We start from the raw sequence: 24,740 nt of genomic DNA, 5'->3' as shown, positions 1-24,740 counted from the left end.
GCAAAACTGAGTGAAAGAGGCCGTTGTGGCAACCGAAAATCAAACCATATCCGGCGAAGCGACCGGCGCCGATGTGGTGACGCGCTTCGCGCCGTCGCCCACGGGTTTCCTCCACATCGGCGGCGCGCGCACCGCGCTGTTCAACTGGCTGTTCGCGCGCCACCACGGCGGCAAGTTCCTGCTGCGCATCGAGGATACCGACCGCGCGCGCTCGACCGACGCGGCGATCGACGCGATCCTCGACGGGATGCGCTGGCTCGACCTCGATTGGGACGGCGACACCGTCTATCAATTCGCCCGCGCCGACCGCCATGCCGACGTCGCCGCGCAACTGCTCGCCAAGGGCGATGCCTATCGCTGCTATCTGACCCAGGACGAACTCGCCGCCATGCGCGCCGAGGCCCAGGAAAAGCGCCTGCCCTTCCGCGTCCGCAGCCCCTGGCGCGACCGAAACGACGGCGACCCCGCCGTGCCGCACGTCGTCCGCCTGCGCGCGCCGCAGGACGGCGCGGTGACGATTCCGGACAAGGTCCAGGGCGACGTCACCGTCCAGAACGCCGAACTCGACGACTTCGTCCTGCTGCGCAGCGACGGCACCCCGACCTATATGCTCAGCGTCGTTGTCGACGACAATGACATGGGCGTCACCCATGTCATCCGCGGCGACGATCATCTCAACAACGCCTTCCGCCAGCTCGCGCTGATCCGCGCGATGGACTGGCGCGAGCCCGTTTACGCGCATGTCCCGCTGATCCACGGCGCCGACGGCGCGAAGCTGTCGAAACGCCACGGCGCGCTCGGGGTCGATGCCTATCGCGACGAATTGGGCTATCTGCCCGAGGCGGTGAACAATTATCTGCTCCGCCTCGGCTGGGGCCATGGCGACGACGAGATCATCAGCCGCGCGCAGGCGACCGAGTGGTTCGACCTCGCCCATGTCGGCCGTTCGCCGTCGCGCTTCGATTTCAAGAAGCTCGAAAATCTCAACGGCCATTATCTGCGCGAAGCCGATGATGCCCGCCTCGCCGCGCTCGTCGCGCCGATGACCGGCACGCTTCTCGGCCGCGATCTCTCCGCCGCGGATCAGGCGCTGCTCGCGCAGGCGATGCCCGCGCTCAAGCCGCGCGCCAAGACGCTGCACGAGATCGCCGACGGCGCGTTCTTCCTCTTCGCCGACGAACCGCTGGTGATGGACGAGAAGGCCGCAGCGGTGCTACAGGACGCACCGGAGGGGATGCTCGCTTCGGTCGCCGACCGTTTGCGCGCGCTGTCCGGCTGGTCGCAAGAAATGGTGGAGGCCGCAATTCGCGAAGAGAGCGAAGCGGCCGGCGTCGGGCTCGGGAAACTGGCCCAACCGCTGCGGGCGGCCCTCACCGGGCGGACCGTATCGCCGGGGATTTTCGACGTGCTGCTGCTGCTGGGCCGCGATGCCAGCCTGGCGCGACTTGACGCAGCGCACAAACATCCGGCAGGGGCGTAGCCACAGCGACTCCCGCCGCCACAACAGGGGAAGAATATGACCGACCAGACCGCAAAGATCACCCTGGGGGACACCACCGTCGAGAACCCCGTGCTCAAGGGCACCGTCGGCCCCGACGTCATCGATATCCGCAAGCTTTACGCGCAGACCGGCGCCTTCACCTATGACCCCGGTTTCACCTCGACCGCGAGCTGCGAATCGAACCTGACCTATATCGACGGCGACGAGGGCGTCCTGCTCCATCGCGGTTATGCGATCGGCGACCTCGCCGAAAATAGCAGCTTCATGGAAACCTGCTACCTGCTGCTCAACGGCGAACTGCCGAGCGCGGACGAACTCGCCACCTTCGACACCACGATCACCCGCCACACGATGCTGCACGAACAGCTGTCGACCTTTTATCGCGGTTTCCGCCGCGACGCGCACCCGATGGCGGTGATGTGCGGCGTCGTCGGCGCACTCAGCGCCTTCTACCCCGACTCGACCGAGATCCACGACCCGCGCCAGCGTATGATCGCCAGCCACCGGCTGATCGCGAAAATGCCGACGATCGCCGCGATGGCGTATAAATATTCGGTCGGTCAGCCCTTCGTCTATCCCGACAATTCACTGAGCTACACCGGCAATTTCCTGCGCATGACCTTTGGCGTGCCGGCGGAGCCCTATGAGGTGAACCCGGTCGTCGAACGCGCGCTCGACCGCATCTTCATCCTCCACGCCGATCATGAGCAGAACGCGTCGACCTCGACCGTCCGCCTCGCCGGCTCGTCGGGCGCCAATCCCTTCGCATGCATCGCGGCGGGCATCGCCTGCCTGTGGGGTCCGGCGCATGGCGGCGCCAACGAAGCCGCGCTCAACATGCTGCGCGAAATCGGCCGCCCCGAACGCATCCCCGAATATATCGCGCGCGCCAAGGACAAGGACGACCCGTTCCGCCTGATGGGCTTCGGCCACCGCGTCTATAAAAACTACGACCCGCGCGCGACGGTGATGCAAAAGACCGTGCGCGAGGTGTTCGACGCGCTCAAGGTCAACGACCCGGTGTTCGAAGTCGCGCTGCAGCTCGAGGAAATGGCGCTCAACGATCCCTATTTCGTCGAGAAGAAGCTGTTCCCGAACGTCGATTTCTATTCGGGCGTGATCCTGTCGGCGATCGGTTTCCCGACGACGATGTTCACCGCGCTCTTCGCCCTCGCCCGCACCGTCGGCTGGGTCGCACAGTGGAACGAAATGATCTCGGACCCCGCGCAGAAAATCGGCCGTCCGCGCCAGCTCTACACCGGCCCGACCCAGCGTCCTTATGTGGCGGTCGACAAGCGCTGATACGGCGACAGACGAAAACGAGAAAGGGGCCGGTTTCCGGCCCCTTTTTTGTGCGTGATGGCGACGGCCGGTAACGACCGAAACAAGACGTCGCCCCCGCGAAAGCGGGGGCCGCTGTCGGTTTACGCAGCGATTCGGAAATAGGCCGTTAGCGGCCCCCGCCTTCGCGGGGGCGACGGTTTAAAAAACGTCCTCTCTCCACCCCAAAGCGGTCAGTTCGCCGCAAGCGCTAAACCTCAATCCCGCGCCGGCAAACTCAGCGTAAACCGCGCCCCCTGCCCCGGCGCACTGTCGACGGTCAGGTCGCCCGCCATCGCGCGCGCCAGTCGCCGCGCGATATAAAGACCCAGTCCCGACCCACCGCTGTCGGTGCGGCCCAGCCGCTCGAATTTCTCGAACACCACCGCCTGCTGCCCGGCGTCGATCCCCTGCCCCTGGTCGGCGACGGTCACCATCGCGCGGTCGCCCTGGCGGTCGAGGCGGATCCAGATCAGCGAATTCTCGGGCGAATAACGGATCGCATTGCCCAGCAGGTTGAGCAGCACCTGCAGCACGCGGCGGAACTCGCCGGTCGCGGGCATGCGCTCGTCGGTCGGCGGGGCGTCGATGCGGATGCCCCGTTCCTCGGCCTTCATGCCCAGCAATCCGACCGCGCGGCGCGCCAGGTCGCCAAGATCGATCTCGTCGCGCGCCGCCTTGAACCCCGGACGCTCGATATTCTGGAGGTCGGCGAGGTCGTCGACCAGCCCGAGCAGATGGCGCCCGGCATGCGCGATATCGCCGGCATAGCGGGCGTAATCGGCGCGGATCGGTCCGTCGAACTGGCCCGAAATCGTCTCGGCGGTCGCGATGATCCGCGCCAGCGGCCCGCGCAGCGCGCCGTCGATGCGGCGCCCAAAGGCGGGGTCGGACAGCGGCAGCGAACCAAAGGCGGGGTCGGAAAGCGCCGCCGGGGCGGGTGCCGGGGTCGAAACCCCCGCCTCGGGCAAGGCGGTCCCGCGAAAACCGGTGAACCGCCCGGTGGCGTCGAACAGCGGATCGGCGGCGAGCGTCGTCACCAGCCGCCCGCCGGGACCGTCGGTCCGCGCCCGCTGGCCGGTGAACCGCGCCTGCCGCGCAAGCGCTTGCAGCACCGGGAAATGCCCGTCGTCGTCGGGCTGGAGTTCGAACAGCTCGGACAGCGAGCGCCCCTCCCAGCCTGCTGCGACCGGCGGCGCATCGGCCCCGCCGCGCAGCGAGACGAGCCGGAGCTGCCCGTCGCATTCCCACGTCCACGCCCGCGGTGAGGCGACCGCGGCTTCGGTGATCGGCGGAATCTGCGGCTGGGCGACCGGCCGCGTCCGCCAGTCGGTGATCTCGAGCGTCGCGCCATCGGCGTCGGGCACGATCCGGACGAGCGCATGGATGTCGCTATGGTCGTCGGCGGCGATCAGCGGCCGGTTGATTTCGCGCTGTAACCGCTGCGCCAGCGCGACGAGCCGCGCCAGATTGGGCAGCGCGAGCGGCTTTTCGAGCGCCCCGCCGGCGCGTTGCTGCAGCCGCAGCAGCGCCGGGTCGCCGCTGACCAGCGCCCCGCTCCGATCGATCCGGCCCCGAATGACGCGCTCGCTCATCGCGCGCCGCCTTCGTCGCCCAACGTCGCGGCGCGTGCTTGCAGCGCGGCGGCATAATCGTCGGGCGCGGCGCTCGCCACCGCGCGGTTCGCCAGCATCGCCAGCGACCCTTCGAGCGGCGCCAACGCGGTATGATCGCGCAGCAACGGCGCGAGCAGCGGCGCGAGTTGCGCCGGCTCGGCGGTGATCAGCGCCAGCGCCATATCGGCATAGCGATAATTCTGTGCCGCCGCGGCGAGTGCGATCAGCGCCGGCCAGTCGTGGCGCGCGATCGCCGTGGCCGCGCTGTCGGACTGGACGCCGACGGCGGCAAGCGCCGCATGATAGCCCATGGCAGCGCGGTCGATGCCCCGCGCGGGGGCGTGCGCGGCCAGCGCCCCCCGCACCGCTTCGCCGAGCCGCGCGGCCTGCGCGGGATCCTTGCCCGAGCGTACGAGCGCCCAGGCGGCGACGTCGAGCAACAGCGAGCGGAACAGGTCGGGATCGAGATCGTCGATCGCCACCACCGGATGGCCGATCGCGTCGAACCGCCGCCGGTCGGCGATGCGCAGCGCGAGATAGCTGCGGTCGACTTCGGACAACGGGTCGTCGGCGGGCGCGGGCGCCGCGAGCGGCCCATCGCTCGTCCCGCTCGAAACCGGCACGACGGTCTCGCTGCCATGCCGGTCCGATTGCTCGCGCCAGCGATGCTCCTCGGCGCGCGCGAAACACAGGCCGGCAAGCTGGGTCGCACCTGGCAGCCCGTGCGCCGACCAGTCGTGCCACAGCGCCGCCGAATCGACCGCGTCGCCGAGCAGGTCGGCGGCATCGCCGACCAGCCGCCGCGCGACGCCAAGCGCCAGCGCGCGCTGCTCCTCCGAAAGCCGCGTCGCGCCGGGCGCGGCGAGATATTCGGCGGTTTCGTGCAGGCACGCCGACAGCGCCGGATTCACCGACGCCAGTTGGGAAAGAAGCGATGCTTGCACCATGTCAGCTCGCGGATAGCAGCTTGGCGTTAATGCGCGCTAAACCTTGAAGCGCTTTGTTTTCTCAGCCCGCGGGACGCCGCGCAAGGCGCAGCCAAAGCAGGATCTGGAACAAGGCGAGCAGCGGCAATATCGCGAACATCAGCGGTGCGATGCCGAAAATCAGCGCCGGTGCCAGCATCATCCACGCCTGATCGGCGTCGGGCAGCAGCCAGTGAAACCGCCGCCGCTCGCCTGAATCCTCGTAGAGCCAGCGCGCCAGCAGGATCGTCGCGGCCAGGCACGGCGCCAGCGCCGCTTCGGAAAAGGGCGGCATCCTGTGGTCGGCGCCCGCCAGCGACAGCAACCAGGGAAAGATCGCGAGCAAGACCCAGGCGAAGGTCCGGATGACCTCGCGCACCCGGTCCTGCGCCGCGCTCTCGGCACGGAAAGCGGACAGGAAGCGCATCGCCGCCAGCCCCAGCCCGCCGAGGATCGCGACGAGCGCGCCGGCCGCCGCCAGCCCGCTCGCCGCGAGCAGTGCGACGATCACCCACAGCAGGCCGGTGACATAGGGCAGATAACGTGCCGTCGCGGGTGACTTGACGAGCATCGGGCCGAACAGGCGCACGATCGGCATCATGATCGCCGAGCGCCCCAGCCCGATGCCGCCATATTCGACCTGCTGCAGGCTCGATTGTTCGAGCAGCGCAGCGGTCGGCCGGTCGGTGACGATCGCGATGTCACCCTGTTCGAACAGCGCCGGCTCGCAATAGAGCCGCCGCGCGCCCGACTGCACCGCCATCCGCAGCAGCGTCAGGATCATGTCCCATTCGCCCGGCATCTCGGCGAGTTCGCGCACCATATGGTCGGAAATGCTCGCGAGTCCGCCCCAGCGCCGAGTCGCATCGATCCGCTCGAAACTCTGGGTCAGCGGGGTGTCGCCGGTAACGAGGATCGCCGGCGACCCCGGCTTGGCGATCGCGGCATAATGCATGCCCCCCGCCTGCAGCCCGTCGGTGACGAGGATGATGCGGTCGTCGCCTTCGACCAGCGCGAGCAGGTCGGCGGCGGCGCGCACGGGGGTCACCTTGACCCCGCGGCGGCGGATGCGATCGCAGGTCGCCAGCAGGTCGGCGGGCACCGCGCCGACCGCGACCGCGACATGGGTAACGCCGACGTCGGCGAGGCGTGCCGCCTGCCGTTCGATCAGCGTTTCCCCCGCGACGGTGACGAGCGCGCGCAACCCGCCATCGGGCAGCGTTTCGCTGGCGCCGATCAGCGCGATCAGGGCCATCGGCGGGCGCAAGGCTGCTTGGGTCTCACCCGCCCGACCTTTAGGGGCGAGTCGCCGATTGGCAAGCCCCGCGTTCGCGGCGGCGTGACGTCACTTTTGGCGTTCGGCGCCCCTGTTTTGGCGTGGAAATATTCCTGTCGAAATCGCCCGAATCGCTGGCCTTTGCCCGCCCCATCGGCTAGACCAAAACCACCTCCCGAAAAGCAGAAAAAAGGCCGGGTCTTGACCGAAGAAAATACGCCTACGCCGCCGCCCAGCGACGGCATTTCGCCGATCAACATCGTCGACGAAATGAAGACCTCCTATCTCGATTACGCGATGAGCGTGATCGTCAGCCGCGCGCTGCCCGACGTGCGCGACGGCCTGAAGCCCGTGCACCGCCGCATCCTCTATTCGGCGTTCGAAAGCGGCTATGTCGCCGGCCGCCCCTATCGCAAATCGGCGCGCATCGTCGGCGACGTCATGGGTAAATATCACCCGCATGGCGACAGCTCGATCTACGACGCCCTCGCGCGCATGACGCAGGACTGGTCGATGAGCGTGCCGCTCGTCGACGGCCAGGGCAATTTCGGCTCGATGGATCCTGATCCGCCGGCGGCGATGCGCTACACCGAATCGCGCCTCGCCAAGGTCGCGAACACCCTGCTCGGCGATCTCGACAAGGACACCGTCGATTTCCAGCCCAACTATGACGGCTCGGAATCCGAACCCACCGTCCTCCCCGCGCGCTATCCGAACCTGCTCGTCAACGGCGCGGGCGGCATCGCGGTCGGCATGGCGACGAACATCCCGCCGCATAACCTCGGCGAAGTGATCAACGCGACGCTGGCGACGATCGACGATCCCGACATCAGCCTCGAAGACCTGATGGCAATCATCCCCGGCCCCGATTTCCCGACCGGCGCGATGATGCTCGGCCAGGGCGGCGCGCGCAACGCCTATGCCACCGGCCGCGGCTCGATCATGATGCGATCGACCTATGTCATCGAGGAAGGCCGCGGTGACCGCCAGTCGATCGTCCTCACCGCCATCCCCTTCCAGGTCGGCAAGTCGGGCCTGGTCGAGAAGATCGCCGAGGCGGCGCGCGACAAGCGCATCGAGGGCGTCGCCGACATCCGCGACGAATCGAACCGTGAGGGCGTGCGCGTCGTCATCGAACTGAAGCGCGACGCGACCGCCGAGGTCGTGCTCAACCAGCTCTGGCGTCACACCCCCGCTCAGTCGAGCTTCCCCGCCAACATGCTCGCGATCCGCGGCGGCCGCCCCGAAATGATGGGGCTCAAGACGATCCTGTCGGCGTTCATCGACTTCCGCGAGGAGGTGATCACCCGCCGCTGCAAGTTCGAACTCAACAAGGCGCGCGACCGCGCGCATATCTTGCTCGGCCTCGTCGTCGCGGTCAGCAACCTCGACGAGGTCGTCCGCATCATCCGCGGATCGCCCAGCCCGGCGGCGGCCCGCGACGCCTTGCTCGCGCGCGAATGGCCGATCGGCGACATCGCCCCCTATATCCGCCTCGTCGAGGCGATCGACGGCGAGATGGATGATAGCGCTTCGTATCGCCTGTCCGAAGTCCAGGTGAAGGCGATCCTCGACCTCCGCCTGCATCGCCTGACGGCGCTCGGCCGCGACGAGATCGGCAAGGAGCTCAAGGAGTTGGCGGACGAGATTGAGGGACTGCTTGCGATCCTCGCCGACCGCGAAAAACTCTATGCCGTGATGCGCGAAGAGCTGGTCGCGGTGCGCGACGAATTCGCCAAGCCGCGCCGCACGTTGCTCGCGCCCGCCGCCGACGGCATCGACGACGAGGATCTGATCGAGCGCGAGGAGATGGTCGTCACCGTCACCCTCGACGGCTATATCAAGCGCACCCCGCTCGACACCTTCCGCGCCCAGCGCCGCGGCGGCAAGGGCCGCGCCGGCATGGCGACGAAGGACGAGGATGTCGTCACCGAGCTGTTCGTCACCTCGACCCACACCCCGGTGCTGTTCTTCTCGACCCTCGGCAAGGTCTACCGCATGAAGGTGTGGCGCCTGCCCGAGGGCGGGCCCGCGACGCGCGGCCGGCCGATGATCAACCTGCTGCCGCTCGGCAAGGACGAGACGATCTCGACCGTCCTCCCGCTGCCCGAGGACGAGGCCGAATGGGGCAAGCTCCACGTCATGTTCGCAACCGCGAAAGGCAATGTGCGTCGTAACAGCATGGACGCTTTCACCAACGTGCCCTCGAACGGCAAGATCGCGATGAAGTTCGAAGGCGAGGACGAGGATGATCGCCTGATCGGCGTCGCCTTGCTCGACGAAAGCGACGATGTGCTGCTCGCCAGCCGTCAGGGCAAGGCGATCCGCTTCGCCGGCGACGATGTCCGCGAATTCCAGAGCCGCAATTCGACCGGCGTGCGCGGCATGCGCCTCGGCGAGGGCGACGAGGTGATCTCGCTGTCGATCCTCCACCGCGTTGGCACCACCGGCGACGAGCGCGAGGCCTATCTGCGCGCCGCTCCGTGGAAGGACAACGAGAATGAGCCGACGCTGACCCCGGACCGGATGGCCGAACTGACCGCGCGCGAGCAGTTCATCCTGACGATCTGCGCCAACGGCTATGGCAAGATGTCCTCGGCCTATGAATATCGCCGCACCGGTCGCGGCGGTCAGGGGATCACCAACATCGACAATATCGGCCGCAACGGCCTCGTCGTCGCCAGCTTCCCCGCGGTTCAGGCCGATCAGCTGATGCTCGTCACCGACCAGGCCAAGCTGATCCGCATGGGACTCGATTCCTTGCGCGTCATCGGGCGCGGATCGGCGGGCGTGCGGCTGTTCGACGTCGCCAACGACGAGCATGTCGTGTCGGCGGCGCTGATCGGCGACAGCGACGAGGACAGCGAGGAAGGGGACGACGAAACGCCCGCGGTCGACGACGCCGCCGACCCCGCACCCGACGGCGCGACCGAATGACCGCGACCACCGCCTTCAAGGTCCTGACCGCCCAGCAATGGACCGACTTCGAACGCGAACGCGTGTTCCGCGGCGCCACGGTGGATATCGCCGACGGCTATATCCACCTGTCGACCGCCGAGCAGCTCGAAGAGACGATCGCCAAATATTTCGCGGGCCAAACCGGTCTGATGATCGCCGAGGTGGACCTCACCTGCCTCGGCGACGCGGTCCGCTGGGAACCGGCGCGCGGCGGCGCGCTCTTCCCGCATATCTACGCCGAACTGCCGATGCATGCGGTGGTCGGGCTGCAGAGGCGCGGCTGACAGGATCGCCCTTGATCGAAGGCTCGTCGCCTTTGGTCGCATCTTGCTTCGCGCGGCCCACCTCCCCTACCAACGTCGGGCCCTACCAACGTCGGGCTTTGCCATGTCCGCGCTCAGGGGAGATTTGACGATGCGCCTGTTCTTGATTGCCGCCCTGCTGGCCTCCGCCGCTCCCGTTGCCGCCTATGCGCATGACGCCGCGCCCGCCACCGCCGCCCAGTCGAAACCGGTGCCCAAGGAAGAATTGCTAAAACCGCCCGCAGACGCGGTCCATTATGTCGTCGTCTCCGAAGCCGGCAAGCATGGCGACCAGTGGCGCTGGCAGATGCCCGACGGACGCATCGCCTATCGCTGGTCGCAGGAATTGCGCGGCTGGATCACCGAGATGGACCAGGTCGACAGCCTCGCGCCCGACGGCACGATCGCCGCGACGACGATCCGCGGCATCACCCTCGCCGGCGACGCTGCCGAGGAGTTCCGCGTCGCCAGCGGTCGCGCGACCTGGAAAACCGCGACCGACGCGGGCGAGGCGCCGGCAGGCGGCTGGTATATCCCGGCCGGCGGCGTCGGCATCGCCAACGCCCCGCTGATCGACGCGCTCGCTGCGGCGGGCAACGCCGGGCTCGCCTTCCTGCCTAGCGGTAGGGGCCACATGACCCTCGCCGGCACGCAGGTCATTCAAGGCCCCGCTGGGCCGAAGACCGTCCAGCTCGCCTTCGTCAGCGGCATCCTCTCCTCGCCCTACCCCGTCTGGCTCGACGACAAGAAACGCTATTTCGCCAATATCGGCTTCATCTCGGTGGTGCCGGAGGGCTATGAAGGCGCGCTCAAGCAGCTCCGCGACGCGCAGGACGCCGCCACCGCAGAGGCTGTCGCGGGCATCGCCAAACGCTTCCTCGCCCCCGCCGCGAAAGCCCCGGTGCTGTTCGACAATGTCCAGCTCTTCGACGCCGACAAGGGCGCCTTCCTGCCCGCGCGCGCCGTGCTCGCGCAGGACGGCAAGATCGCCGCGATCGGCGCCGCCGGCTCGCTCAAGGCGCCCGCGGGCACGCGTGTCATCGACGGGCGCGGCAAAACGCTCGTCCCCGGCATCTGGGACAGCCACCTCCACATCGGCGACGATTGGGATGTGCTGTCGAACATGGCGAACGGCATCACCAGCTTCCGCAGTCCCGGCACCAACATCGACCGCGCGATCGACGCGACCAAGCGGCGCGCCGACGGCACGCTGCTGATGGGCGAACCCTTCATCTCGGTCATCATCGACAAGAAGGACCCGCTCGCGGCGCAGGGCGCCGAGGTGGTGAGCAGCGAGGAGGAAGCGATCGCCGCCGTCCGGCGCGTCAAAGCCGCCGGCCTGTGGGGCGTCAAATTCTACACCTCGATGAACCCCGCGTGGATCGCCCCAGCCGCCGCCGAGGCGCACAAGCTCGGCCTCCACGTCCATGGCCATGTCCCCGCGGGCATGCGGCCGAGCGAGGCGGTGACCGCGGGCTATGACGAGCTCACCCACCTCAATTTCGTCGTGATGGAAGCGATGCCGCGCGACGTGCTCGACAAGGCGAACACGCGCCAGCGTGTCGAGGGGCCGGCGCGCCTTTTCAAGGATATCGACCTCGACGCGCCGCCGATGAAGGGCTTCATCGCCGACCTCGCCGCCAAAAAAACCATCGTCGACCCGACGATCGTCATCTTCGAAGGCATGCTGACGCAGGACGGCGGCACGCCGCAGCCCGCCTATGCCCCCTATATGGGCATCATCTCGCCCGTCCTCGAACGCTCGGTCTTCACCTCGGCGGGCTATCCGCTGGTCGAGGGCTATACGCGCGACGACTACCGCAAAAGCTATGCGAAGATGGTCGAACTGGTCGGCCGGCTCCACAAGGCGGGCGTGCCGATCGTCGCCGGCACCGACGGCTGGGGGATCGAGTTGATCCGCGAGCTGGAAATCTATCAGCAGGCCGGCTTCACCCCCGCTGAAGCCTTGCAGAGCGCCACCATCCTCCCCGCCCGCGTCGTCGGCGCCGACACCCGCACCGGATCGATCGCGGTGGGCAAGGAAGCCGACATGGTCCTCGTCGACGGCGACCCCGCGACCGAAATCGGCGCGCTGCGCCGCGTCGTGACGGTAGTCAGCGACGGCTATGTCATGGACGCCGACGAATTGCGCAAGGCGGCGGGGTACAGCGGGCGACCGAAATAGGTTGCTAGCGCCAACCGAACTCTCTTCGTCACCCCGGGCTTGACCCGGTGTCCCGCTGAGCCGCCTTACGGCGTGGATGATCGATTTTGGGTGGGAAGCGGACCCGCCGATCCTCCCTGTCGCGCAGCGATGGGGAGGTGGCAGCGCGAAGCGCTGACGGAGGGGCCGACGCCGTCAAAGGCTGGCGCAAGGCCGCCGCCCCTCCACCACCGCTGCGCGGCGGTCCCCCTCCCCACGGCTGCGCCGCAGGGAGGATTCATTTCCGCAATCGGTCATTAACGGTCGCCGTCGTCCGCTGGCCTTGAGGGTGAAGGATGGTCTGGATCGAGATATTCGCGACATCCGCAGTCTTTAACCGTACACGACATCTCGCCGTCGCCGTCCCAATGATACCCGATAAGATGGCCACATCGCTGACATCCGCTCGGCTCATTCATCGATCGTCTCCAGTGTCAGCTTTTAGCGCCCCAAAATGGCGACGGGAACGACAGCATTTGATCGAAAGTCGCCTTCTGAAATAATTCGCGCGGAGGCGCAGAGACCGCAGAGCGGATTTCTCTTCTTCTCTGCGGTCTCTGCGCCTCTGCGCGAATATATGACAAATTAACGGCCGCTATCGGCGCTGGCGGCCCGGTGCCACCCGATTCCCACAAGATCAGCGCCGCGCATTCCACGCCCTCACCGCCGCCATCGTCTGTTCGATATGCGCCTGCGGCTTGCTGTCGGTGTAGCTCAGCAGGATCGTCCCGTTCGGGGCGATGACATAGGAGGTGCGACTGGACAGCGTCGTCCCGTCAGGCCGCTGCATCGTCGCGTCATAGGTCGCCGCGACCTTGGCGCCCGGATCGGCGGCGACGGCGAATTTGTCGCGGCACTCCGACCGCGAAAACTCGGCGACGCGGTGGATATTGCCCGCGGTCACCCCGATGACGCGGGCGCCGAGTTGGTTGAAACGGCTGTTCGCTTCGGCGAACAGATGTGCCTCCACCGTGCAACCGGGCGTGAAGGCCGCCGGAAAGAAATAGAGCACCACCGGCCCATTGCGCAGCGTCTGTTTCAGCGACAGGCTGAATTCCTTGCCGCCCTGCGCCGCGTTCAGCGTGAAATCGGGCGCCTTCGCCCCCTGCTTGAGGGCCGCGATGCCCTGCGCCGGAAGCACGGCAAGCGACAGACCAAGGCCGAACGACATCGCGATTTTCGTCAGGGTTTTCATCAGCGGTCTCCACGAAAGGCGGAAAACTTGCTCCGCCCGTCGACCTTACCGCGAAATTCGCCGGCGCATGGCAAAAAATCAGCCTTACCCGCCACGACCGACGGCAGCAGGCCGGTGTCGGCCCGCTGCCGCCGCCGGATCAGCAGCGGCGACCGCCGCGGTCGATCTCGCGGCCGATCAGCGCGCCCGCGGCGCCGCCGATGATCGTGCCGGGAACGCGGTCGCCATAACGGTCGACTTCGCGGCCGATGAGGGCGCCCGCGGCGCCCCCGACGATCAGGCCCGTCGTGCCGCTGCCGCGTCGGCAATGATAGCGGCGATCGCGATAGTCGCTGCGCCGATAATCGCGGCGATAGTCCCGCCGATAGTCGCGGCGATAATCGCGATACCGGTCATTGTCGCGGTGACCATAATAGGACTGGCGGTGGTGCCGGTCGCGCGCATCGGCGTCGGCGGGCAGCGCCGCGAGGGTGCTGGCACCGATCAGCGCCGTAAGCGCCAGTTTCTTGAGCAGGAACATATGTCTTCTCCGTCTTGGTCCCCGCGGATCAAATTAGGGCTGCGAAGATGGCGCCCGGCTGAACTGCGGTTGCGCAAAGGCTCCATTCGCATCGGCTCGGCCAGCTTTCAGGGCGGTTTGCCGCGCCCGATTGACCCCGCGTCGCAATCGGAGCAGCATCGCGCCATGACCCTCACCATCACCCCCAGCGGTCAGTCCTGCGGCGCCCGCGTCACCGGCGTCGATCTGACCCGGCCGCTCGCCGCCGATACCGTCGCGGACATCCGCGCGGCCTGGCTCGACCATCATGTCCTCGCCTTCCCCGACCAGAAGCTGGGCGACGACGATCTTGAGCGCTTCACCCGATATTTCGGCGGTTTCGGCGACGATCCCTTCATCAAGCCGATCCCCGGCCGCGACCATGTCATCGCGGTCAGGCGGCGCGCCGACGAGACCGCGCCGCTGTTCGCCGAAAACTGGCACAGCGACTGGAGCTTCCAGGCGCGGCCACCGGCGGGAACCTGCCTGTTCGGCATCACCATCCCCCCGGTCGGCGGCAACACCGAATTTGCGAACCAACATGCCGCGCTCGACGCGATGCCCGCCGAGATGCGTGCGCGCGTCGAAGGCCTGCAGGCGATCCACAGCGCCCGCGCCGGCTACGCCCCTTCGGGCATGTACGGTGCGAAGGACAAGGATCGCAGCATGGATATCCGCTCGGGCGACGAGGCGCTCGAAACGCAGCGCCATCCCTTCGTCCGCGACCATCCCGAAACCGGCCGCAAGGGCCTGTTTGGCTGCGCGGGTTATATCATCGGCTTCGACGGGCTCGACGATAGCGAGGGCCTGCCGCTGCTCTACGAACTGATCCAGTGGCAGGGGCGCGAGGAGTTTCGCTATTCCCACGCATGGGAACCCGACATGCTCGTCATGTGGGACAATCGATCGGTCCTCCACCGCGCGACCGGCGGTTACGATGGCCACGACCGGCTGTTGCACCGCACGACGATCGCGGCATGGGACGGTTAGAGAAACCTCGCGCCTCTCCCCGGCATTTCGCGGCGAAGTCCGACTCAGCTCAGCGCCAGCCCGCCGTCCACATCGACGATCGCACCGGTCATGAACGGGTTCAGGGCGCAGGCCAGAATCTGGAAGGCGATCTCTTCGGGGCTGGCGACCCGCGCGACCGGTTGCGGCGGCGGCGGGCTCGAAGCCGGACGGACCGATCGCAACAGCGGCGTGTCGACCAGCCCCGGCGAAACGCAATTGACGCGAACCGGCGCGAACTCGCTTGCCAGCACCCGGGTCAGCGCCTCGACCGCGACGGTCGCGGCGGCCACCGCCGCCCGGCCGGCACGCGGTCGACGTCCGCCCGCTCCCGACGTCAGCGTCAGCGAACCGCCGTCGGCAATTTTCGCGTGTCTGGCGATCACATAGCTGCCCCAGAATTTCGAATCGAACGTCGCTTTCGCGTCCGCCAGCGGCAGGTCGCGGATCGGCCCCGACCGGAGCTGCGCGGCGGTGACGATGACATGATCGAACGGTTCGCGGCTGGCGAAAAACGCCTCGACCGCGGCCTCGTCGAGCATATCCAGCGCCGCGCCTTCTCCCCCGACCGTCGCCACCGCCTCGGCCAGTCTGGCCGCATCGCGCCCGGCGATCGTGACCGACGCGCCGTGCCGCGCCGCCATCGCGGCGACCGCCTGCCCGATCCCCGAACTGCCTCCGACGACCAGCACATGCTGTCCCGCCAGCCCGTCAAAGCCCGTCATATGCCCTCCCGCGTGCCACCAATCATTAGCATGCTAAGCTCTATGGAGGCGCGCGGCAAGGATCAACGGCGACGGGCGCGACCCGCTGTCTTTCAGGACCTCTGGTCTTTCAGGCGGTCACCCGCCCGGCATGGCTTTCGCGCGACAGCGTGCTGACCACACCCCACGCGATCAGCGCCTGCCCGGCGAAATAGAGCGGCCAGACGAGCCACATCGTCACCGACCTCGACAAGGTTCCGCCTTCGCCGGCAAAGATGAACAGGTCGCTGGCCAGGAAGATCATCGCGCCGATCCCGGTGCGATAGCGCGGGAACCGGCTCGCCCAGGCGGTCGCCGCCATCACCGCGACCCCGCCGGTATAGGCCATCGCCGCGATCATCTGCCCCGTCTCGGCCGCGTGCGTCAGGCCCCAGGCGATCACCAGCGCGAGCGGCACCGTCGCCCAGACGAGCAGCCGTTGCGATCCCGACAGGCTCGGCCGCCGGTTGCGCAGGTACAGCGCGATCGCGATCAGATGCCCGGTCGCGAACGCTGCCGCGCCCTGCAACATTCCCAGCGCGTCGAGCAGATAATCCCCGAGCGCTCCGAAACCAAGCGCCGCCGCGATCAGCCAGCCGTCGGTGCTCCGCGCATTGGCGGCGGCCCACAGCGCGAGCAGCGCGACCCCCGACGTCTTCCACGCCCAGATCGCCGGCCCGTCCTGATGCTGCAGCACCGCCCAGAAAAAGCTTACGCCGCCGATCAGCGCCGCGCCCCACAGCCACCGCGCCCGATCCCAACCGCCGTCACCCGACATACCGCCCCCTTTGCATCTTGTGCCCAAGACGCCTACTGCGCGGCGCACCAACTGCAAGTCAACGATTAGGGTAAAGAGTGGCGCACGACATCCACATCATCGGCGGCGGCCTCGCCGGCTCCGAAGCCGCCTGGCAGCTCGCCGAGGCCGGCTATCGCGTCCGGCTGTCCGAAATGCGCGGCGGCGGCGACATGACCCCGGCGCATCAGGGCGACACGCTGGCCGAGATGGTGTGCTCGAACAGCTTTCGCAGCGACGACGGCGACAGCAACGCGGTCGGCCTGCTTCACCGCGAGATGCGCAGCCTCGGCTCGATCATCATGCGCGAAGCCGACGTCCACAAGGTCCCCGCCGGCTCCGCCCTCGCCGTCGACCGTGACCTTTTCTCGGGCGGCGTGACACAGGCGCTGTCGCAGCACCCCAACATCGCCATCGTCCGCGAACGCATCGACACGCTGCCCACCGAAGGCCTCACCATCGTCGCCACCGGCCCGCTGACTGGCGCCGCGCTCGCCGATAGCATCGGCACCGCGACCGGCAAGGATGCCCTCGCCTTTTTCGACGCCATCGCCCCGATCGTCTACCGCGACAGTGTCGACATGGACGTGGCCTGGATGGCGAGCCGCTGGGACAAGGTCGGCCCGATCGGCGACGGCAAGGACTATATCAACTGCCCGATGGACAAGGACCAGTATCACGCCTTCGTCCAGGGACTCGTCGACGGCGACAAGACCGAATTCAAGGAGTGGGAATCGAACACCCCCTATTTCGAAGGCTGCATGCCGATCGAGGTCATGGCCGAACGCGGCCCCGAAACCCTGCGCTTCGGCCCGATGAAGGGCGTCGGCCTCGACAATCCGCGCACCGGGCGCTGGCCCTATGCCGTCGTCCAGCTGCGCCAGGACAATGCGCTCGGCACGCTCTGGAACATGGTCGGCTTCCAGACCAAGCTGAAGCACGCCGCCCAGGTCGAGCTGTTCCGCACCATCCCCGGCCTCGAAAAGGCCGAATTCGCGCGCCTCGGCGGCCTCCACCGCAACAGTTTCATCCGCTCGCCCGAACTGCTCGACCATCAGCTCCGCCTCAAATCGGCGCCGCACATCCGCTTCGCGGGCCAGATCACCGGCTGCGAAGGCTATGTCGAAAGCGCCGCGATCGGCCTCGTCGCCGCGCGGTTCGCCGCCGCCGAGCTTGGCGGCCGCACGCTTCCGCCGCCGCCGCCTGAAACCGCGCTCGGCGCGCTGCTCGGCCACATCACCGGCGGCGCGGATGCGGCAAGCTACCAGCCGATGAACGTCAACTTCGGCCTGTTCCCGCCGCTCGCCGAGGATGTCCGCAAGAAGGACCGCAAACTGGGCTATACCCAGCGCGCGGGTGCGGCTTTGGCGGAGTGGATGAAAGTCGCCGAGGGAGTCGCGGCGTAAAGATCCTCCCCTTGGCGAAGCCATGGGGAGGGGGACCGCGCCCGCAGGGCGTGGTGGAGGGGCAGCGACGGTAGCGCCAAAGCCCCTCCGTCAGCGCTTCGCGCCGCCACCTCCCCATGGCCTGCGGCCACAGGGAGGATCATCACCTCAGCATTTGCACTTCGCCACCACCGCCCTTTTCGGCGCGGTCGTCGCGAACTCGGCGCGGCTCAGCCCGCCCGACTTGTCCTTGTCCGCCCCCGCGAAGCGTTCGCCGGTCGCCGCCGCCCATTCCTCGAAGGTCAGCAGATTGTTGCCGTCCTTGTCGAGCTTGCGGAACGCCGCGGTGCGCGTCGACATCATTTCGACCCGGCTGACCACTTCGTTGCGATCGCGATCATAGCGGTTGAAGCGCCGCTCCTCGCGCGACGCGTCCTTGGCGGCGGGAAGCTCTGGCGGCGCCGCGCCGCGTTTCGGCGTCCCCGCGCCCGCCACCGGGATCGGCCCCGGATCGGGCGGCGCGTCGGGGATCACCGCCTCCTCGGCGATCTGGCTATAGCCCTTCCAGATGAAGACGCCGCCGCTGAGCAACAGCGCGCTGGCGATACCGCCGATCAGGAACCGCGAAACCGCCATTGCCCATCCCCCTCGCCCGAAGAGCCAAGGCTATCATGGACCGGCCGCCGCGAGCAACCGGATGCCGCGCGGATCGGACCAAAGCCATGATCGAATGACCTGTTCAAATCCGGCGGGATGATTGCTATATTCGATCAATGCAAAATTACCTGCCCTCACTGAAACAGATGCAGTATCTGGTCGCGCTGCACGAGCATGGCCATTTCGGCCGCGCCGCCGACGCGTGCAACGTCACCCAGTCGACGCTGTCGGCGGGCATCCGCGAACTCGAGACTTTGCTAGGCCAGACCCTCGTCGAGCGCACCCGCCGCGTCGTCCGCTTCACCACCCTCGGCAACGCGATCGTCGCCAAGGCGCACCGCGTGCTGCGCGAGGCCGAGGAACTGGCGGACATGGCGGCCGCCGCCGCCGCGCCGCTCGTCGGCGAACTGCGGATGAGCGTCATCCCGACGATCGCGCCCTTCCTGCTCCCGGGCATGCTGCGCCTGCTGCGCAAGACCCGCCCCGCGCTCAAGCTCTTCCTGCGTGAGGAACCGAGCGCGCAGGCGTGCGAATCGCTCCACCACGGCGCCGTCGACTGCGTCCTGCTCGCCCTCCCCTATGCGTGCGGCGACGTCGAGAGCGAGGCGCTGTTCGACGACGCTTTGTTCGTCGCTTTCCCCGGCGACCAGTCGGAGGATCTTCCCGCGATGGTCAGCGCCGACCAGATCGACCCGGCGCAGATGCTGATGCTCGAGGACGGCCATTGCCTGAAGGACCATGCGCTCGCGGCGTGCAACCGCCCCGAACTGCGCGCCGGCGCGCGGATGATGGGCACCTCGTTGCACACGCTGGTCCAGATGGTCGACAACGGCCTCGGCATCACCATGCTGCCGCAGATGGCGATCGAGGCCGGCATCCTCGACCACACCGACATCGACACCCGCCCGCTCGATTCGGATCACGACTGGCGGACGATCGCGCTGGTCTGGCGCAAGGGCAGCCCAAGGGCCGAGGAGTTTCAGATGCTCGCCGAGATTTTCAGGCAGCATAAGGCGGGGTGAGCGCCCCAACCAAATACTCCGTCATTGCGAGCGAAGCGAAGCAATCCAGGGCGGGTTACGCAACTCTGGATTGCCGCGTCGCTTCGCTCCTCGCAATGACGGGTTCCTAATCCCACCGCTCGGCACGCTTATGATCGCTGCCGCGCTGCTCGACCCATGCCGCCCGCCCGTCGCCGAACGTCTCGCGCTTCCACAGCATCACATCGGTCTTCAACCGGTCGATCAGAAACTCGACCGCCGCCAGCGCCTCGCCGCGATGCGGGCTGCTCGCCAGCACCAGCACGATCGTCTCGCCCGGTGCCATGCCGGCGACGCGGTGGATCAAGGTCAGCGCCGAAATCCCCCAACGCTTTGTCGCCTCGGTCGCCAACTCCTCCAGGCCCGTCACGGTCAGCACCGGATGATGGTCGAGGAACAGCTCGGTCAGCCCGCCGTCGCCACGCACCCGGCCGACAAAGCTTGCGCTCGCGCCGTGCCCGCCGGCATCATGCGCGGCCAGTTCAGCGGCGACGTCGATCGCCGCGGGCTGGACCGCGACACGGATCATCCGCCGGTCACCGGCGGAAACAGCGCGACCTCGCCGCCGCGCGGCACCACGGCGCCGGGACCGGCCATATGCCCGTCGATCGCAGCGCGGATTCGCGCCGGTTCGGCAAAGGCCAGCGCCCCCGCATCGTCGCGCGCGGCGAGCCAGGCGATCAGGTCGGCGACCGTGTGCACGTCGTCGGGAAGCGCGACCGCCTCGTCGGCGATCCCCATCCGCTCCCGCACCCAGGCGAAATAGCTCAGTGTCAGCGCCATGCGCTCAATCCATATGCTTCAGGCCGACGCGCAGATAATCCCAGCCGGTGATCAGCGTCAGCACCGCGGCGCCCCACAAAGAGGCGAGGCCGACCGCCTTGATCCAGACCATCGCGGGCAATGCGCCGGCGAGGATCAGCGCCCCGAAGGCGACGAGCTGGAACGTCGTCTTCCATTTGGCGAGTTGGGTCACCGGCATCGACACCTGCAGCGTCGCGAGGAATTCGCGCAGCCCCGACACGATGATCTCGCGCAACAGGATCATCAGCGCGGCGATGACATGATAGCCGGTGATGTCGCGCGTGAAGACGAGCAGCAGGATCACCGCCGCGATCATGATCTTGTCGGCGATCGGATCGAGGAAGGCGCCCAGCCGCGACACGATCCCGCGCGAGCGTGCAACATAGCCGTCAAAATAATCGGTAATGCCCATCAGGCAATAGAGGACGAAGGCGAGCGCATAATCGATCGGCTTCGGCTGCATCGACCCTTCGACCACCCCCGGCCACAACAGGAAGAGCAGGATGGGCACCGCCAATATACGCGACAGCGTCAGGATATTCGGAAGGCTGAGCATGACCCCTGTTTCCCGCTCGCGCGGCCTTTTGGCTTTGACCCTGCTGTCCCTAGCCGATAAGCCCGCCGGGCGACAACCATAATGCCTGTAAGGCCCGAGGCGGTCGGACGAATTTTGACGGGATGGACCAATATATGACCGGCACCTTTGCGCTGTTGAAGCAACGCCGGTTCCTGCCCCTCTTCGTCACCCAGCTGCTCGGCGCGTTCAACGACAATCTGTTCAAGAATGCCATGGTGCTGTTCGTCGTCTATGGCGTCTACAACGACGAGACGCAGGAAACCCTGTTCAGCGCGGTCGCGACCGCGGTGTTCATCCTGCCCTTCTTCCTGCTTTCGGCGCTCGCGGGGCAACTCGCCGACACGCGCGACAAGGCGCGGATCATCCGCATCGTCAAATTCTGCGAGATCATCATCATGATCGTCGGCGGCACCGGGCTGGTGCTCGCCTGGATGGGCTGGGGCATCGAATTGCTGGCCATCCCGCTGATGATGCTCGCGCTGTTCGCGATGGGGGTCCACTCGACCTTCTTCGGCCCGATCAAATATGCGATCCTGCCGCAACATCTGAAAAGCGACGAAGTGCTCGCCGGCACCGGGCTGGTCGAGGCGGGGACCTATATCGCGATCCTCGCCGGCACGATCCTCGCCGGGGTGATCGACGTCGAATGGGCCGCGCTCGGCGTCGTGCTCGTCGCCGCGCTCGGCTATATCACCTCGCGCCAGGTGCCGCCGGCCCCGCCCGAACATGAAGAACATGGCATCGACTGGCACATCATCCGCTCGTCGAAAACGCTCGTCAGCGGCACGATGCACATCCCGCGCCTCTATCTCGCGATCCTCTCGATCAGCTTCTTCTGGACGATCGGCGCGGTGCTGTTCATCCAGTTCCCGCCGCTGGTGAAAAACATCCTCCACGCCGACAAAAGCGTCGCCAGCCTGTTCCTCGCGGTCTTCTCGATCGGCATCGCGATCGGCTCGGTCGCGGTCAACCGGCTGCTCAAGGGCCAGGTCTCGGCGAAATACAGCCCCGCCAGCGTGGTCGTGATGGGCGGCTTCGTCCTCTGTTTCTATTGGGTGTGCCGCAACTGGGAACAGGACCCGGCGGGGGTCATGTACGGCGTGTCCGGCCTGCTCGCGCACGCCGACGTCATCCCGCTCCTCGCCAGCCTGCTCGGCATCGCGATCAGCGGCGGCATGTTCGTCGTCCCGCTCTACGCCTTTCTGACCACCACGGTCCCCAAGGATCAGACCGCGCGCACCGTCGCGGCCAACAATATCGTCAACTCGGGCGCGATGGTCGCGGGCTCGCTGCTCGCGATCGGGCTGGGCTTCGCCGGCGTCGGCGTCGTCGATCAGCTGCTGATGAGCGCGGTGATGTGCCTGATCTCCGCGTGGCTGGCGGTCAAGCTCCACCGGGCGTGCGACTGAAGGCAAACTGTCGGTGCGCTGTAAAGGTCGGCTTAGGGGTGGGAAGCGGACTTTGCCGATCCTCCCTGTCGCGCAGCGATGGGGAGGTGGCAGCGCGAAGCGCTGACGGAGGGGCCGACGCCGTCAAAGGCTGGCGCAAGGCCGCCGCCCCTCCACCACCGCTGCGCGGCGGTCCCCCTCCCCACGGCTGCGCCGCAGGGAGGATTCATTTCCGCAATCGGTCATTAACGGTCGCCGTCGTCCGCTGGCCTTGAGGGTGAAGGATGGTCTGGATCGAGATATTCGCGACATCCGCAGTCTTTAACCGTACACGACATCTCGCCGTCGCCGTCCCAATGATACCCGATAAGATGGCCACATCGCTGACATCCGCTCGGCTCATTCATCGATCGTCTCCAGTGTCAGCTTTTAGCGCCCCAAAATGGCGACGGGAACGACAGCATTTGGTCGCTTCCCGCGCCTCAGATCAAAAACATCATCGTCGCGGTAAAAAAGATCGCGAAACTCTGCAGGAACAGCTTGAGGTCGGTCGACCCGACCACCGGCTGCGGACGCCGGTGCTGCGCGAGATCGTAACGCAGCGCGCCTTCCCAATCGGCCGGCGCGCTCATGCGGGCGATGACCAGTTGCCGGCGACCATGCGAACGCAGGCGGTCGCGGATGTCGATACGCAGTTCGGGGTCGAATTCGTTCATGCCCCCAAGCTAATGCGGGGTTAACGAGTCGGTAAGGTTAAAAAATCGTTAACGCCGGCCTGTCCCGCCCGGGGACGCGCGGCACAGCAACCGTTAACGCGGCATCGGCCGCACCTTCACCACCCGCTTGTCCGCCAGCCCGCGCTGGAACGGCAAGCAGCGCTGCGGCTTCATGCGCGGGCCGAGGCAATAGCGCACCTCGGACAGCCAACCGTCGCGGTCGGTCGCGACCGCCAGCATCTCGGGCCTTATGCCGCCATTGCGCGCGACGAACGCCTGACGGATCGACCCCGCGGTCTGCGGCCGCGCCGCCAGCGCCGTCATGTCGGGAAAGTTCACGGTGCGGAACAATATCTCGGCGGCGCGGAAATAGGAGGCCGGATCGGGGCTCATGCAGGTGCCATGCTTCGCCCATTCATGCTGCAACAGCTGCGCCGACGGCGTCATGCACATATGGCGGCGCAGCACCGGCTGCGGCACGATCTTCGCCGGGCGGCACCATTGTGGATAGCCGGGGGTCGCCGCCTCGGGCCAGAGGCCGTGCAGCACCCAGCCGAACCGGCCGTTCTCGCCCGAACATTGGAACCGGTCGCGCGCGTCCTTCGCATTGCGCACCCCCGCGCAATGCTCGGGCGACCAGCTCAGGCTCAAGAGGTAACCCGCGATCGGCGGATTGCGGACCGGCTCGCCGCGCTTCGGCTGTTCGAGGCGCGGGATGATCGTGCGGTCGGGGGCGACGCACGATGGCGCCTGCGCCAAAGCGACAGTGGGCGCGAGCGCCAACAGCGCCGCGGCAGCCCTAGGCCAGCGCAAAATCGAGCCCGATGTCGGCCGCCGGCGCCGACTGGGTCAGCCGCCCGACCGAGACATAGGTCACCCCCGTCGCCCCGATGCCGCGGATCGTGTCGAGCCGCACTCCGCCCGATGCCTCGACCGGCACCCGGCCCGCGACGATGGCGACCGATTCGCGCAAGGCGGCGAGGTCCATATTGTCGAGCAACAGGTGCGTCGCCCCCGCGCTCAGCGCGGGTTCGACCTGGTCGACCCGGTCGACCTCGACGATGATGTTCGCGATTCCCGCGTCGACCGCGCGGCGCACCGCCGCCTCGACCGATCCCGCGACCGCGACATGATTGTCCTTGATCATCGCGGCGTCCCACAATCCCATGCGATGGTTGGTCGCGCCGCCCATCCGCGTCGCATATTTCTCCAGCACGCGCAGCCCGGGGATCGTCTTGCGCGTGTCGAGCAGCGTCGCCTTGCCGTCCAGCGCATCGACATAGTCGCGCGTCAGCGTCGCGATGCCCGACAGATGCTGCACGGTGTTCAGCGCCGAGCGTTCGGCGGTGAGCATCGCCCGCGCGTTGCCCGACAGCCGCATCAGGTCGGTCCCGGCGGGCACGCGCGCGCCTTCTTCGACCAGTATCTCGATCTCCATCGCCGGATCGAGCGCGCGAAAAAAAGCTTCGGCGATCGGCAGCCCGGCGACGATGATCGCATCGCGGCTGTCCATCACCCCGCTGAAGCGCGCATCGGCGGGGATCACCGCCAGCGACGTGATATCGCCGCCTTCGCCCAGATCTTCGGCGAAAGTGGCGCGGACGAAGGCGTCGAGATCGAAGCCGGGCAGGGAAAAATCGCTCATGCCGTCCGCGATAAAGCGGCGCCCGCGCAAATCAACTTGACGTTTACGTAAACTAGCGCTGACATGGGCGATATGCGTGAAGATCGACAAAATAGACAAGCTGGAGA

Annotated in this window: 23 protein-coding genes; 9 read left to right on the top strand and 14 right to left on the bottom strand. The window is 67.3% G+C overall.

The window, feature by feature from the left end; translation table 11 throughout:
- Positions 1-25: 25 nt before the first annotated feature.
- Both gltX and AC3WS4_RS11530 read left to right on the top strand, forming a co-directional pair.
- Positions 26-1,480, top strand: a complete 1,455-nt coding sequence (gene gltX, locus AC3WS4_RS11535) for a glutamate--tRNA ligase (RefSeq protein WP_492738607.1) — start codon at positions 26-28, stop codon at positions 1,478-1,480.
- A 36-nt stretch (positions 1,481-1,516) separates the two neighbouring features.
- Positions 1,517-2,803 carry a citrate synthase gene (locus AC3WS4_RS11530; RefSeq protein WP_492738609.1) on the top strand — a complete coding sequence of 429 codons (1,287 nt, stop codon included), beginning with the start codon at positions 1,517-1,519 and terminating at the stop codon, positions 2,801-2,803.
- Between the two features lie 236 nt (positions 2,804-3,039).
- Here AC3WS4_RS11530 and AC3WS4_RS11525 read toward each other — a convergent pair whose 3' ends face one another.
- The 3 genes from AC3WS4_RS11525 to AC3WS4_RS11515 form a co-directional block, all read right to left on the bottom strand.
- Entirely contained in the window at positions 3,040-4,416 is a 1,377-nt protein-coding gene (locus AC3WS4_RS11525; protein ID WP_492738611.1) for a sensor histidine kinase, read from the bottom strand.
- A complete protein-coding gene (locus tag AC3WS4_RS11520) occupies positions 4,413-5,384 on the bottom strand; it encodes a hypothetical protein (RefSeq protein WP_492738614.1) in 972 nt (323 codons plus the stop codon). The genes AC3WS4_RS11525 and AC3WS4_RS11520 overlap by 4 nt, the downstream gene beginning before the upstream one ends.
- Before the next feature lie 61 nt (positions 5,385-5,445).
- On the bottom strand, positions 5,446-6,657 hold the full coding sequence (locus AC3WS4_RS11515) for a hypothetical protein (RefSeq protein ID WP_492738619.1): 1,212 nt from the start codon (positions 6,655-6,657) through the stop codon (positions 5,446-5,448).
- Between the two features lie 291 nt (positions 6,658-6,948).
- On the opposite strand from AC3WS4_RS11515, the gene gyrA reads away from it, so the two are divergent.
- The 3 genes from gyrA to AC3WS4_RS11500 all read left to right on the top strand — a co-directional run bounded on the left by gyrA (position 6,949) and on the right by AC3WS4_RS11500 (position 12,123).
- Positions 6,949-9,615 carry a DNA gyrase subunit A gene (gene gyrA, locus AC3WS4_RS11510; RefSeq protein WP_492739173.1) on the top strand — a complete coding sequence of 889 codons (2,667 nt, stop codon included), beginning with the start codon at positions 6,949-6,951 and terminating at the stop codon, positions 9,613-9,615.
- Complete coding sequence (locus tag AC3WS4_RS11505; RefSeq protein WP_056347881.1) at positions 9,612-9,920, top strand: DUF952 domain-containing protein; 309 nt, start codon at positions 9,612-9,614, stop codon at positions 9,918-9,920. The genes gyrA and AC3WS4_RS11505 overlap by 4 nt, the downstream gene beginning before the upstream one ends.
- Positions 9,921-10,050: 130 nt before the next feature.
- The gene (locus AC3WS4_RS11500) at positions 10,051-12,123 is read left to right on the top strand and encodes an amidohydrolase family protein (RefSeq protein ID WP_492738626.1); all 2,073 of its coding nucleotides are present in this window, start codon (positions 10,051-10,053) and stop codon (positions 12,121-12,123) included.
- Positions 12,124-12,778: 655 nt separating this feature from the next.
- On the opposite strand, the gene AC3WS4_RS11495 is transcribed toward AC3WS4_RS11500, so the two are convergent.
- Both AC3WS4_RS11495 and AC3WS4_RS11490 read right to left on the bottom strand, forming a co-directional pair.
- Positions 12,779-13,336, bottom strand: a complete 558-nt coding sequence (locus AC3WS4_RS11495) for a peroxiredoxin (RefSeq protein WP_492738629.1) — start codon at positions 13,334-13,336, stop codon at positions 12,779-12,781.
- Positions 13,337-13,475: 139 nt separating this feature from the next.
- On the bottom strand, positions 13,476-13,856 hold the full coding sequence (locus AC3WS4_RS11490; RefSeq protein WP_056347888.1) for a glycine zipper 2TM domain-containing protein: 381 nt from the start codon (positions 13,854-13,856) through the stop codon (positions 13,476-13,478).
- Between the two features lie 165 nt (positions 13,857-14,021).
- On the opposite strand from AC3WS4_RS11490, the gene AC3WS4_RS11485 reads away from it, so the two are divergent.
- Positions 14,022-14,864, top strand: coding sequence for a TauD/TfdA dioxygenase family protein (locus AC3WS4_RS11485; protein ID WP_492738632.1), 843 nt, complete (start codon positions 14,022-14,024; stop codon positions 14,862-14,864).
- A 44-nt stretch (positions 14,865-14,908) separates the two neighbouring features.
- On the opposite strand, the gene AC3WS4_RS11480 is transcribed toward AC3WS4_RS11485, so the two are convergent.
- A complete protein-coding gene (locus AC3WS4_RS11480) occupies positions 14,909-15,607 on the bottom strand; it encodes an SDR family oxidoreductase (RefSeq protein ID WP_492738634.1) in 699 nt (232 codons plus the stop codon).
- A 109-nt stretch (positions 15,608-15,716) separates the two neighbouring features.
- Positions 15,717-16,403 (bottom strand): lysoplasmalogenase, encoded by a 687-nt coding sequence (locus AC3WS4_RS11475; RefSeq protein WP_492738636.1) that lies wholly within the window; start codon positions 16,401-16,403, stop codon positions 15,717-15,719.
- Between the two features lie 77 nt (positions 16,404-16,480).
- On the opposite strand from AC3WS4_RS11475, the gene trmFO reads away from it, so the two are divergent.
- The gene (gene trmFO, locus AC3WS4_RS11470; RefSeq protein WP_492738638.1) at positions 16,481-17,827 is read left to right on the top strand and encodes a methylenetetrahydrofolate--tRNA-(uracil(54)-C(5))-methyltransferase (FADH(2)-oxidizing) TrmFO; all 1,347 of its coding nucleotides are present in this window, start codon (positions 16,481-16,483) and stop codon (positions 17,825-17,827) included.
- Positions 17,828-17,974: 147 nt separating this feature from the next.
- Here the strand turns inward: trmFO and AC3WS4_RS11465 are convergent, their stop codons facing one another.
- Positions 17,975-18,442: an EF-hand domain-containing protein gene (locus AC3WS4_RS11465; RefSeq protein ID WP_492738641.1), complete on the bottom strand. Its 468-nt coding sequence runs from the start codon at positions 18,440-18,442 to the stop codon at positions 17,975-17,977.
- A 137-nt stretch (positions 18,443-18,579) separates the two neighbouring features.
- Between AC3WS4_RS11465 and AC3WS4_RS11460 the strand changes: the two genes are divergently transcribed.
- Entirely contained in the window at positions 18,580-19,485 is a 906-nt protein-coding gene (locus AC3WS4_RS11460; RefSeq protein WP_056347895.1) for a hydrogen peroxide-inducible genes activator, read from the top strand.
- 106 nt (positions 19,486-19,591) lie between these two features.
- Here the strand turns inward: AC3WS4_RS11460 and AC3WS4_RS11455 are convergent, their stop codons facing one another.
- From AC3WS4_RS11455 to pgsA, 3 genes are read right to left on the bottom strand one after another with little or no spacing between them, the layout of a single operon-like run.
- Complete coding sequence (locus AC3WS4_RS11455; RefSeq protein WP_492738643.1) at positions 19,592-20,032, bottom strand: molybdenum cofactor biosynthesis protein MoaE; 441 nt, start codon at positions 20,030-20,032, stop codon at positions 19,592-19,594.
- On the bottom strand, positions 20,029-20,286 hold the full coding sequence (locus tag AC3WS4_RS11450; protein ID WP_492738645.1) for a MoaD/ThiS family protein: 258 nt from the start codon (positions 20,284-20,286) through the stop codon (positions 20,029-20,031). The genes AC3WS4_RS11455 and AC3WS4_RS11450 overlap by 4 nt, the downstream gene beginning before the upstream one ends.
- Before the next feature lie 4 nt (positions 20,287-20,290).
- Positions 20,291-20,863: a CDP-diacylglycerol--glycerol-3-phosphate 3-phosphatidyltransferase gene (gene pgsA / locus AC3WS4_RS11445; protein ID WP_056347900.1), complete on the bottom strand. Its 573-nt coding sequence runs from the start codon at positions 20,861-20,863 to the stop codon at positions 20,291-20,293.
- Positions 20,864-20,997: 134 nt separating this feature from the next.
- Between pgsA and AC3WS4_RS11440 the strand changes: the two genes are divergently transcribed.
- On the top strand, positions 20,998-22,293 hold the full coding sequence (locus tag AC3WS4_RS11440) for an MFS transporter (RefSeq protein ID WP_492738647.1): 1,296 nt from the start codon (positions 20,998-21,000) through the stop codon (positions 22,291-22,293).
- A gap of 461 nt (positions 22,294-22,754) precedes the next feature.
- Here the strand turns inward: AC3WS4_RS11440 and AC3WS4_RS11435 are convergent, their stop codons facing one another.
- From AC3WS4_RS11435 to nadC, 3 genes are all read right to left on the bottom strand, one after another.
- Entirely contained in the window at positions 22,755-22,988 is a 234-nt protein-coding gene (locus AC3WS4_RS11435; protein WP_056347903.1) for a hypothetical protein, read from the bottom strand.
- Positions 22,989-23,081: 93 nt separating this feature from the next.
- Entirely contained in the window at positions 23,082-23,771 is a 690-nt protein-coding gene (locus tag AC3WS4_RS11430) for a ribonuclease T2 family protein (RefSeq protein WP_492738649.1), read from the bottom strand.
- Positions 23,772-23,787: 16 nt separating this feature from the next.
- Positions 23,788-24,633 carry a carboxylating nicotinate-nucleotide diphosphorylase gene (gene nadC / locus AC3WS4_RS11425; RefSeq protein ID WP_492738651.1) on the bottom strand — a complete coding sequence of 282 codons (846 nt, stop codon included), beginning with the start codon at positions 24,631-24,633 and terminating at the stop codon, positions 23,788-23,790.
- Positions 24,634-24,740 lie beyond the last annotated feature (107 nt).

The sequence above is a fragment of the Sphingopyxis sp. EU05-FHT14B03 genome (assembly GCF_058790875.1).
This window is presented reverse-complemented; position numbering and strand designations above follow the sequence as displayed.